The 11647-nt window shown below is 64.0% G+C and carries 8 protein-coding genes and 1 pseudogene; 6 read left to right on the top strand and 3 right to left on the bottom strand.

Annotated features, from left to right (window positions below; genetic code table 11):
- Positions 1-402 precede the first annotated feature (402 nt).
- Together QZS21_RS10900 and QZS21_RS10895 are read right to left on the bottom strand one after the other, a co-directional pair.
- Positions 403-981 carry a dipicolinate synthase subunit B gene (locus QZS21_RS10900; protein ID WP_295583292.1) on the bottom strand — a complete coding sequence of 193 codons (579 nt, stop codon included), beginning with the start codon at positions 979-981 and terminating at the stop codon, positions 403-405.
- Positions 978-1832 carry a dipicolinate synthase subunit DpsA gene (locus QZS21_RS10895; RefSeq protein WP_295583290.1) on the bottom strand — a complete coding sequence of 285 codons (855 nt, stop codon included), beginning with the start codon at positions 1830-1832 and terminating at the stop codon, positions 978-980. Before QZS21_RS10895 ends, QZS21_RS10900 begins: the two co-directional genes overlap by 4 nt.
- 106 nt (positions 1833-1938) lie before the next feature.
- Between QZS21_RS10895 and QZS21_RS10890 the strand changes: the two genes are divergently transcribed.
- Both QZS21_RS10890 and QZS21_RS10885 read left to right on the top strand, forming a co-directional pair.
- Complete coding sequence (locus tag QZS21_RS10890) at positions 1939-2622, top strand: YjjG family noncanonical pyrimidine nucleotidase (protein WP_295583288.1); 684 nt, start codon at positions 1939-1941, stop codon at positions 2620-2622.
- An 88-nt stretch (positions 2623-2710) separates the two neighbouring features.
- Entirely contained in the window at positions 2711-3202 is a 492-nt protein-coding gene (locus tag QZS21_RS10885; protein ID WP_295583286.1) for an HD domain-containing protein, read from the top strand.
- Between the two features lie 31 nt (positions 3203-3233).
- Here QZS21_RS10885 and QZS21_RS10880 read toward each other — a convergent pair whose 3' ends face one another.
- Positions 3234-5567 carry a CCA tRNA nucleotidyltransferase gene (locus tag QZS21_RS10880; RefSeq protein ID WP_295583284.1) on the bottom strand — a complete coding sequence of 778 codons (2334 nt, stop codon included), beginning with the start codon at positions 5565-5567 and terminating at the stop codon, positions 3234-3236.
- Between the two features lie 384 nt (positions 5568-5951).
- Between QZS21_RS10880 and murC the strand changes: the two genes are divergently transcribed.
- The 4 genes and pseudogenes from murC to QZS21_RS10860 all read left to right on the top strand — a co-directional run.
- Positions 5952-7334 carry a UDP-N-acetylmuramate--L-alanine ligase gene (murC, locus tag QZS21_RS10875; protein ID WP_295583282.1) on the top strand — a complete coding sequence of 461 codons (1383 nt, stop codon included), beginning with the start codon at positions 5952-5954 and terminating at the stop codon, positions 7332-7334.
- A gap of 3 nt (positions 7335-7337) precedes the next feature.
- Complete coding sequence (locus QZS21_RS10870; protein WP_295583280.1) at positions 7338-7877, top strand: prolyl-tRNA synthetase associated domain-containing protein; 540 nt, start codon at positions 7338-7340, stop codon at positions 7875-7877.
- A 522-nt stretch (positions 7878-8399) separates the two neighbouring features.
- Entirely contained in the window at positions 8400-9245 is an 846-nt protein-coding gene (locus QZS21_RS10865; RefSeq protein WP_295583278.1) for a tyrosine-type recombinase/integrase, read from the top strand.
- Between the two features lie 313 nt (positions 9246-9558).
- Positions 9559-11647: pseudogene (locus tag QZS21_RS10860) on the top strand (hypothetical protein); the annotation flags it as partial.

Raw genomic sequence — 11647 nt, 5'->3', positions numbered from 1 at the left:
TTTTCGTTACGTTGTTTAATTTACAAGGTGCACGCCGCTCCGGCGGAACATTGCTTATCTTAACACAGAGTTTTCAGTTTGTCAACACGTTTCTTCCAGAATTTTTCGTTTTCTGAATCTTTCGCGCCGCTCGCCTCAGCCTCGTGCCGGACAGCTTAGTTAGAATACCAGAGCCCCCCGGAAAAGTCAATCCCCTTTTCCCCTCTTTGTTGATATTTTCCATTTGGCTTTTCCATTTTTCCACAAACTGGGATTTGTAAAGGACGGTCACTTATATGGTTTATATCTACCATCAGATACTCTTATGAAGCCGCTCCTTTTTACCGACCTCTTTCGTCAATTTTACCGGTTTCCCCTTTTCCGGCCATGGGAAAAGCCAGGCAGACGCCTGGCTTTTCTCCCTTATTGCCGCAGCAAAACCGGCTGAAGCTGTTCTCCCCGCAGCGCCGCATCCACCGTCTCCGGCAGCTGGTCGAAGTCCGCCATCAGGGAACCGGGCTTTGAAACCGCGCTGTCCTGGCCGAAGGGCACAAAGTAATAGTGCTTCCGCACCAACAGCTCCCCGATGTTCTTGGCGCCCGCCGACAGGCCGTCGTTGCTGGCCATGGCGATCACCACGGGACGCCCGTTCCGCAAATGGGCCTTTGCCGCCATCGTCACGGTGGTGTCCGTGATTCCGGCGGCCAACTTGGCAATGGTATTTCCGGTGGCCGGTGCAATCACCAGCACATCCAGCAGCCCCTTAGGGCCAATGGGCTCCACCGACGGAATGCCGCACAGGACCTTGCGCCCCGTCAGCTGCTCCATTTTTTCCAGCAGGGCCTGGGAGGAGCCGAAACGCGTATCCGTAGCGGCCACGGTCTCCGACACGATGGGGACCACGGTCTCATACAGCTCCGTCAGCTTCTCCAGGGCCTGCATCACCTTTTCATGGGTGCAAAAGGACCCGCACACGGCAAATCCGACCCGTTCTTTTCTCACGCAGGGTCACCTCGTTCTTCCAATATGATGTATGTGATGGCATCCCGGACGGCCTCCGCGGCGGTGCAGGGCACCAGCCGCCCCGGCAGAGACCGGGCCCAGACCTGGGAGAGTCCCAGGGCCTCCGCCGCAGCCAAATCCATGCCCGGAACGGACGCCAGGTCCACACAGAGGCACGTCTTCGGCAGCTGCGACAGCAGCGGTTCATCCAGGACCAGAGAGGGAATCGTGTTGAACACGGCGCCGAAGGCGCCCAATTGTCCGTCCAGGGCGCCGGTCTCCAGCGCCCGCCAGCCATAGGCCCGAATCCAGGCCAGGTCCGCCGGCTTGCGGGCGGCGGACGTCACCCGGGCACCCAAACCGTGCAGGCGGCTGCACAGCAGCTTCCCGATCCGGCCAAAGCCCAGCACCAGGCAGTCCATTCCCAGCAGCGTCCGGTCCAGGCGCTCCATGGCCACCTGAAGGGCCGCCTCCGCCGTGGCGGCGGCGTTGGCCACGGTCAGCTCCTCCCGCAGGAAGTAGTCCCGCAGGGAAATGCCGCAGGCCGCCGCCTCCTCCCGCTGCTGGGGCTTCACCTGTCCCGCCAGCACCAGCCGGCCGGGTTCCAGCCGCCGGAACAACTCCCGGGTGGGCATGGAGCCCTCCTCGCAGTTCAGGACTCCGTCCACCTTGCACAGCGGCAGCGGCAAAACCACCACGTCCGCCCCGGCGGCCTGGTCCAGAGTCCCCCCGCCGCCGGGCTTCCAGCGGTCCAGGCCGTAGGTCGCCACTTCGTGGCCATCCGTCGCCAGTAGCCGGGCCAATTCCGCCTGCCGCCGGTCGCCGCCAATCACGCCAAAGCACTTCTTCATCCGGCATCCCCCCTCGCTTTATGGTATGGCGGAGGGGGACCGGGGGTGATTGCCTTTTTCCCGGCGGCGTGTTAAACTATCCTATCATCTGGAAAGGACCGTCGATATGAACTATCCCTACCTGCTGTTCGATGCGGACGACACGCTGTTTGATTTCCCAAAGGCCTCCTCCCGGGCGTTTTCCATCATGTGCCGAACCCACGGCATCCCCTGCACGGAGGAGGTCCACCAGTTGTACCACCAGATCAATCTGGAGCTGTGGGCGGCCTTTGACCGGGGCCAGGTCTCCAAGGACTTTGTGACGCTGGAGCGCTATGTTCGCTTTTTGAAGGCCCTGGGCCTGGAGCGGGACCCGGCGCAGTGCAACCGGGACTACCTGGCCGCCCTGGGCGAGGGGGTCTATCCCCTGCCCCACGCCGAGGAGGTCTGCCGGGCGCTGAGGGCCCGGGGCCACCAAATGTACATCGTCACCAACGCGGTGGCCTCCGTCCAGCGCAGCCGCCTGGAGGGAAGCGTCTTCTCCGACCTGTTTCTGGACGCCTTCATCTCCGAGGAGGCGGGCGCCTCCAAGCCGGACCCGGCCTATTACGCCTATGTCCAGAGCCGCGTCCCCGGCATCACAGCAGAGAACACCCTGGTCATCGGGGACTCCCTGTCCACCGACATCCGCGGCGCCAACAACGCGGGCCTCCCCTGCTGCTGGTACAATCCCGCCGGGAAGCCCCGGCCCGGGGACCTGCGGATTGACCACGAGATCGGGGACCTGCGGCAGCTGCTGGGCATCGTGTGAGGATACCTATTATAAATGGAGCGGAAAAGCGCCCGCCGGACTCGGGAGCGGGCAGAAAACGGAGAGGAGCACCCTGATGAAGCCTTCCATGGAACAGGCCATTGCCGCCGCCATCGCCTACGACGCCGGGGACCCCCGGCGCATCCACCACCTCCTGAAGGTCCATGCCTTCGCCCGGCAGATCGGGCTGGAGGAGGGATTGGACCCGGACACCCAATTCACCCTGGAGACCGCTGCCGTGGTGCACGACATCGGCATCCACCGGGCGGAGGCCCTGTACGGCCGGTGCACCGGCAAGGACCAGGAAGCTCTGGGGCCGGACGTGGCTGACCAGCTGCTGACGGACCTGGGCTGGCCCCGGCCGGTCATCGACCGGGTGCGGTACCTGGTGGGGCACCACCACACCTACACCCATGTGGAGAGCCTGGACTACCGCATTTTGCTGGAGGCGGATTTCCTCGTGAACCTCTACGAGGACGGCGCGGAGCCGGAGGCCCAGCGCCACGCCTACCAGCAGATCTTCCAAACGGAGAGCGGCCGGCGGCTGTGCCGGGCGCTGTACCCGGCGGTTTGCCCGTGAAAAAATAGGACGCCAAAGGCGTCCTCTTTTTTCACGGCCTGCCCCGCATCCAGACGGAGACATCCTGGCTGCAAAAGGCCTCCATCTCCCGGCGGAAATCCCGGTCCCAGGCGGAGACCCTTCCCCGGCCCAGGGCCAGGGGGTCGATCCAGCGGCGCTTGGCGTCCACCTGCATCCACCCGTCCTCCGGGGGCCGCCCGGTCCGCCGCTCCAGCCGCTCGTAGCCGCAAAACCGCCGCCACCCGGCGGCGCAGACCGGGTCCGCCTCCAGCTTTCTGATGACCTCCGGCTCGGTGCCGTCCAGGTCCCGCCGGACCAGGGCGCCCCGCTCCAGGGCCAGCCGCAGCAGATCCGCCAGGGCCTGCATGGCAAAGCGGTCCTCATCCGCCACGTAGACCCGGGCGTTTTGCAGCGCCGCCCGGGCGAAGGCAGCGGCGGTCTCCGGCGTGCGGAAGGCCAGCTCCGGCCGCCCCGCCGGGTTGGTCCCCACCGTCAAATCGGCGTAAAAGGCCCGGACCTCCTCCAGGCCCGCAAAGCCGTAGTGCAGCAAATTGCCCAGGGTGTACTCCAACCGGTCCGCCGACAGGGCGGGGCTGTCATTGTCGGCGACGGGATAGCGGTGGTAGTCTGCCACCTGCTCCACGCTCAGGCCGTACCGGCGCAGCAGGGCCCCCAGCTCCGGCGAGGCGGTGATCCGCTCCGCCGTCCCCGCCTCGGTGGACTCCTGGCGGAGATGGTCCCCGTTGAGGAAATCCACCACATGGGCAAAGGCCGGGGTGGCGATATCGTGGAACAGCCCCGCCAGGGCCTGGGCCTTGTCACCGGTAAAATGCCAGACGACCAGCGCCACGCCCAAACTGTGGTCGTACCGGGAATAGGGGCCGATTTCTGCAAACCGGGGAAAGTGGGTATACTCACACCCGCAGTTCATCCCCACCTGACGCAGCCGCGCCAACGGCGGCGTGTCCGCAAACGCCCGGAGAAAGTCCGGAAGCCCCTCGTGATAAACCGCCCAAAGCGTCTCCGCGTCCATCCGTCCCCCCTCCTCCGCCAGCCGCCGGGCGGCGGCCAGCAAACTCTCCCGGTCGTTGGGCAGCTCGCCCTCCACCACCCGGTCCAACAGGCCCTCCAGCGCCATGCCCACGGCGGGTCCTTCTAGGCCAAGCTCTGTCAAGTCATTTCCATTCACAGCAAGACGCCGCAGGGAAAAGCAGGCGTCCTCCGCCAGAAGCCGGTCCAGCAGGGTCTCCACCTGGGCAATCTCCTCCTGCCGGGCGCGGGAGCCGGGGGCCTGGGCCAGGTTGTCCGCCCGCTTCACCGCCAGCAGCCGCCGCAAATCCGTCTCGCCCAGCTGCCGCAGGGCCCGGCGGACGGCCCGCTCCTCCCGGGCGATGTTCCGGTCGTGCCACTCCACCAGCCGCAGCACCGTCTCCCGGAAGGCGGCGGCGCACTTCAGCCGCCGCAGCATCCGGTCCGCGATCTCCCGGCTGACGGCCTGATGGCCCCGGAAGTGGCCGCAGCCGTCGGTGCCTAGAACGAAGCTGTCCGGCTTGCCGATGTCGTGGAGCAGCAGCGTGCACCGCAGCACCAGATCCGGCGGCGCCGCCGCCAGGGCGTGGAGCGTGTGCTCCCAGACGTCATAGCAGTGGTGGCGGTTTTTTTGGTCGAAGCCCACCATAGGCAGCACCTCCGGCCAGAAGACCCCCACCACGTCCACATAGCGCCGCAGCACCGCCGCCGCCGAAGCCCCCGTCAGCAGCTTGAACAGCTCCGTCTGGATGCGCTCGGCGGCAATCTCCCGCAGCAGATCGCGCCGGCGGTGGATGCCCGCCGCCGTGGCGGGTTCAATATCAAAGCCCAGCACCGCAGCAAACCGCAGCCCCCGCAGCAGCCGCAGGGCGTCCTCCTCAAACCGCAGTTCCGGGTCCCCCACGCAGCGCAGCACCCGGCCCGCCAGGTCCGCCCGGCCGCCGAAGGGGTCCCGCAGCTCGCCGTCCAGGCCGAGGGCCATGGCGTTGACGGTGAAATCCCGCCGCTGCAAATCCGCCTCCAGCGAGCGGGTGAAGGCCACCCGTTCCGGCCGCCGGTGGTCCCGGTAGGCGCCGTCCAGGCGGTAGGTGGTGACCTCCACCCCCTCTCCCCCGGCGCGCACCGTCACGGTGCCGTGGCGCAGGCCCGTGGGCAGGGCCCGGTCCCCGAAGAGGGCCATGGTCTCCTCCGGCAGGGCGCTGGTGGTCACGTCCCAGTCCTCCGGCGTCCGGCCCAGCAGCAGGTCCCGCACGCAGCCCCCTACGCACCAGGCCTCGTGGCCAGCCGCCTCCAGCCGCCCCAGCACTTCCCGGACGGATTCCGGCAGATTCTCCATGGTTTTCCCCCCTCTTTCAGTTGCAATTCCTATTTTCCTGTACTATAATAATGCCCATTGAACAAACCGCCTTGCGGTTGATTCCCGCGGCATCGCCGCGCAACTCCGTAAAAGTGGCTGAAACCAGCCGCTCTTGTGGAATTCAGCCGCTGTTTCCATGCGGACCCACGGGCGGCTTTTGAAAAGCCGCCCGTGGAGAGCAAGATTTTTTCCGTTTCTGCGGGAAAACTCTTACACTGAAACAAAGCCAACGAGCTTTGAAAGCCCTGGCTCTCCAGGCGTTCGGCTCTGTTTTGTACGCATTATCATAAGATGTTTCTGATTATACAACGCTTTTTCCGTTTCTGCAATGCGGAATGCGTCTTTGAAAGGAAGTCCATTTCCATGATGAATAATCCCAACCCCATCCGCGACTATCTGCTCCCCGGCAAGCGGGTCCACCTGGTGGGAATCGGCGGCGTCTCCATGTGCCCCCTGGCGGAGGTGCTGCGGGGCATGGGCCTTCAGGTCCAGGGCTCCGACATGGCGGAGAGCGGCACGGTGCGGCATCTGCGGTCCCTGGGCATCTCCGTGTCCATCGGCCACAACGCCGAAAACCTGGGGGACTGCGATTTTGTGGTCCGCACCGCCGCCGTCCACGACAGCAATCCGGAGATCGCCGGGGCCGTGGCCCGCCGTCTGCCCGTCTACGAGCGGGCCCAGGCCTGGGGCGCCATCATGCAGCACTATCCCAACGCCCTGTGCGTCTCCGGCACCCACGGAAAAACCACCACCACCTCCATGTGCACCCACATCTTCATGGCTGCCCAGGCGGACCCCACGGTGATGATCGGCGGCACGCTGCCCCTGCTCCACTCCGGCTACCGGGTGGGCCATGGGGACACCATCATCCTGGAGTCCTGCGAGTACTGCAACAGCTTCCTCTGCTTCTTCCCCACCGTGGCGGTGATCCTGAACGTGGAGGCGGACCACCTGGACTTCTTCAAGGACCTGGACGACATCGAGCACTCCTTCCACCAGTTTGCGGAGCTGGTGCCCCCGGCGGGGCACGTCATCGTCAACGCCGACAACCCCGGCGCCATGGAGTCCGTGGCGGAGCTGGCCCATCCGGTGTTCACCTTCGGCCTGGAGCATCCCGCCGACTGCACCGCCGCCCATCTGACCGACGAGGAGGGAGCCCCCTCCTTCGACATTCTGGTGCACGGGGCGTTTTACGCCCATGTGACCCTCCACGTCTACGGGCACCACAACATCCTCAACGCCCTGGCCGCCGCCTCCGCCGCCTACGTGCTGGGCATCCCCGGCCCGGCGGTGGAGGAGGGCCTGGCCGCCTTTACCGGCGCCGGTCGCCGCTTTGAGCACAAGGGCAGCTACCGCGGTGCCGCGGTCTACGACGACTACGCCCACCACCCCGATGAGCTCCACGCCCTGCTGACCACCGCCCGGACCCTGGGCTATCAGCGGGTGGTGGTGGCCTTCCAGCCCCACACCTACACCCGCACCGCCAAGCTCTTCGACCGGTTTGTGGAGGAGCTGAAGCTGGCGGACGTGGCTGTGCTGGCGGAGATCTACGCCGCCCGGGAGCAGAACACCGCCGGCATCTCCTCCGCCGACCTGTGCCGCCAGATCCCCGGCTCCGTCTACTGCTCCACCCTGGATAAGGTGACCGCCCAGCTGCGGGCACTGGCCCGCCCGGGCGACTTGATCCTGACCGTGGGGGCCGGGGACATCTACCGGGCCGGCGAGAAGCTGCTGGAGGAGGCCTGAGCCATGGACATCTCCCCCCTGTTCCACAACACCCGTCCGGAGGGCGCGCTGCTGCCCCAGGAGGCGGAGGCCTTCTCCCTGCTGGAAACCCTGGGGATTCCCTATGACCGGGTCTCCAGTGATCCCGCCGATACCATGGAGAAGTGCGCCGCTGTCAGCCAGGTGCTGGGGGTACCCATCTGCAAGAATCTCTTTTTGTGCAACCGGCAGAAAACCCAGTTCTACCTCCTCTGCATGGGCCCCGACAAGCCTTTTCACACCAAGGACCTCAGCCAGCAGATCGGCTCCGCCCGGCTGTCCTTTGCCCCGGAGGAGGCCCTGTGGGAGCTGCTGCACTGCACCCCCGGCTCCGCCACCCTCCTGGGCCTGGCCAACGACCAGGAGCACCGGGTCCGGCTGCTGATGGAGCGGGCGGTCTATGAGGCGGAGTATCTCTCCTGCCACCCCTGCATCTGCACCAGCAGCCTGAAGCTGCGGACGGCGGACGTGCTGGAAAAGCTCCTGCCCCACACCGGCCACGATGTGACGGTGGTGGACCTCTGACCATTTGGCCCCACTTCTTCGGGAGGGCGCGATCCGCCTCGGCGGACCGCGCCCTCCCTTTTGTCTGGCGGAACCGGGCAATTTTGCAGCAAGAGGGAGACCTGTCCCACGATTCCACTCCCCAGTGGCATCCCCGCCCAGGTGGCGGCGGAGGTGAAGCACGCCTTTGAGCAAATGGCCATTGCCCAAGGGCTCGGGATCCCTCGCCGGCCCCATCCACCATCTACGGCCCGACCTGCCTGTGGCTCTGCGGGACGCCGTGCAGGCCTGCGGCGTCTTTCGCCCGGAGCGGAGAGCCGCCCCGCATCCGATCGGTGAATCGTTACGGCGAAGCAAGCACGGTTGATAACCGTGCTTGTTTCTTTATCTCCCAGGCAAACCGGCTCCGGCAACAAAAATGATTCTCCCCCGCCAAACGGATTTGATCCCCCTCCCAGCCGAAACCGAAGCAACGGCCCCGGTGCATAGTAACTCCCCTGCAAGGTAAAATAAGGGCACTACTTTGTGTGGGAGGATTTCAATATGGACGAACACAGACTGACAGCTGCGCAGGCGGTGGCCTTCGACCACTACCTACGGAAAGAGGAGCAAAGCCCCGGCACGCGGGAGAAATACTGCCGGGACGTGCGGGCCTTCTCCGTCTGGCTGGACGGGCGGGCCGTCTCCAAGGAGACGGTGACGGCGTGGAAAGAGCAACTCGCAGCAGCGTGCTACGCTCCGGTGACCGTCAACTCCATGCTGGCCTCCGTCCACGCCTTCCTCCGCTTCGCCGGGTGGAACGAGTGCCGGGTGAAGTACCTGAAGCTCCAGCGGCGGCTGTTTCGGGAGGACCGCCGGGAGCTGACCCGGGAGGAATACGGCCGCCTCTTGAACACGGCCCGCGCTCTGGGCCGGGAGCGGCTGGCATTGGTGATGGAGACCATGGGGGCCACCGGCATCCGCGTCAGCGAGGTGCGGTATATCACCGTGGAGGCTGCCCAAACCGGACGGACGGCGATTGCCCTGAAAGGCAAAATCCGCACCATCCTCCTGCCCGGCAAGCTGTGCCGGAAGCTGCTGAAATACGCCAGGCGCAAAAAAATCGCCTCCGGCGAGATTTTTCTCACCAGAGACGGCGGCAGCTTATCCAGGAAGCAGATATGGGCGGAGATGAAAGCCCTGTGCGTCCGGGCTGGGGTGGCGGCCTCCAAGGTATTTCCCCACAACCTGCGGCACCTGTTTGCCAGGGCGTTTTATCGGGCCTGCAAGGACATCGCCAAACTGGCCGACGTATTGGGCCACAGCAGCATTGAGACCACCCGCATCTACCTCGTCTCCACCGGCGCGGAGCACTCCAGGCAGTTGGAACGGCTGGGCCTGGTCTCTTAGGACAAATTCGATAATTTGTTCAGTGGTTCCTCCATGAGCCCCGGTAAGAAGGGTTTCCTGCGGTGAAAAGTGCTACATATTCGGATACAACGAGTGCCGCAAGGGCGCACTGATCCAAGCCGCAAAAGTTCCGGTTTTTGCGGCTTGAATCAGTGCGCAAAAATCTGGAGAAATTATCCAAAATCACTGATATGACTTGCCCAATTTTTGCGCGCATGTTATAATAACGCGGGATTTTGAAAATCGAAATTGTTGGTCGCAGAAAACGATCAGAACAAATTATCGATTTTGTCACAAATTGAAGGAGTATCTGATGATGAAGAAGCGAATTTTGGCAGGACTGTTGGCAATTTACATGATGCTGGCACTGCTGCCAAGCGCCGTTATGGCTGTCGGACCCGAGGGGGAAGACCCGGTCTTTCTGGCTTGCACACAGGACGAGATCTGCCAGGCGGAAGTCCACGAGGAGACCTGCCCGCTGTATCAGGCGCCGGAGATCGAAACCTGTACGCAGGACGAGACCTGCCAGGCAGAGGCCCACGAGGAGGGCTGCCCCCTGTATCAGGCACCGGAGGCTGAAATCTGTACGCAGGACGACACCTGCCGGGCGGAGGTCCACGAGGAGGCCTGCCCGCTGTACCGGGCGCCGGACATGGATGGAAGCCAGTCAGCGGCAGACCCCGCAAATTCGAATCAGACTCCAAATAGAATCCAGGCCCCGGCTCCCCGAAACGACGCGTCTGCCGAGCTTGATCTTGCGGATGGCGCCATTCTCATCAGCGCGGACGGCTACCGGCAGGGGGAAACCGATCAAGCGTACACCGGTCCCTATCGGCTGACCGCAAGCGGTGAGACGGCAAACACCATCACCGTCGAGAGCGGAACCCACGAACTTATCCTGGACGAGGTCCAGATCAAGGCGACGGACTCCCCCGCCCTCTCCATCCAGAACGGCGCGGCGGCCTCAATTGCCCTGCTCGGTGAGAATGCACTCACGGGCGGGCCTTGTTATGCAGGTCTGTATGTCGAGGTGGGCGCCGAAGTCACAATCGACGGTACCGGCAGCTTGACTGCACAGGGCGGGATGCTTAAGGGCACGGCTTTAGGTGACGGCGCAGGCGCGGGCATCGGCGGCAACGGCGCACAGATTGCAAATCACCAGGTCGAGAAATGGTGCGATTTCGGAAGCATCACCATCAAAGGCGGAACGATTGACGCGACGGGCGGTACATCAGAAACCGCCAATTACGGCGCGGGCGCCGGTATCGGTGGTGGCGGCTCTACATTGGAACAGGGAAACGTAATCGGTATAGCGGAACTGACCGGTTCGATTCTCATCGAGGATGGGGCCATTGTAGCAACCGGCGGCAATGAAACCGCCACTGACAGTTGGGGCGGCGCGGGCATCGGCAGCGGCGGCGCCGGAAACACAAATCAGCCCCGTAGAAGCGACATTCAAGTGACCATTGAAGGCGGAACCGTAACGGCCCGCGGCGGGTCAATCGCGGCCGGTATCGGCGGCAGCAATAGCATCGACGGCGGCAAAATCACGATCACCGGCGGCCAGGTGGAAGCAATCGGAGGGAGCGACGGTTTCTGGGGCGGCGCCGGCATCGGCGGCGGCGACAACGGCGGCGTGAAAGAAATTTCTATTGCCGGGAATGCGCAGGTGACGGCAAGGGCCGGCGGCTGCGCCGCTGGCATCGGCGGCGGTACAGACCGCGGCGTAGATATCATACAGGACGACAGAACGCTCCAGGAAAGCACTATTACCATCGGCGGCAGCGCAGTTGTTACAGCGTATGGCTCAAACTATGGTCAATATGGAGGCGCCGGGATTGGTGCGGGAAACAGCTATTATAACGATAATGGCTGCGGAACCGTCTCCATTTCCGACTCTGCAACCGTCACCGCATTTGCTGGCGCAAATGCGCAAGGGATTGGTGTCGGTGCAGATTATGGAGGAGACGCCGAAAACCGGCTGATCGTCAACGGCAGCGATGTGCAGATATGGCTGTTTAATCGGGATACGACCTGGCCGGCATTCTGGGGGCAAAACGAGACCGGAGACGGCGTCACGGATGCATACACCGGAACCGGCGTCACTGCGGTATGGTATACGGATGATGCGATTCCAGCCGTGGACACTGTATCGGACACATATTCAACCGCCCCCGACACGCGCTATCAATGGAGTTACAATGTAGCGCATGAGCTGACGATTCTCTCTGGTACAGAAGTGATTCAGAGAGGGACGTACCCCGACGGATTCCCGCTGGGAAATTGGGCGGCGATCTTTTCAAAAAATCTGCCCGCAATGTCCTATGAGGTGACGGCGGACACCGCCGGCCCCGGCGGCACCGTCTCCCCGGCCTCGCAAACGGTTGCACCCGGCGGCGACG

Origin of the sequence: uncultured Oscillibacter sp. (assembly GCF_900544955.1) — a bacterium.
In the GTDB taxonomy this organism is placed as follows: domain Bacteria; phylum Bacillota; class Clostridia; order Oscillospirales; family Oscillospiraceae; genus Oscillibacter.
Note: the sequence above shows the minus strand (reverse complement) of the source record. Positions and strands in the feature narration are given on the sequence as shown.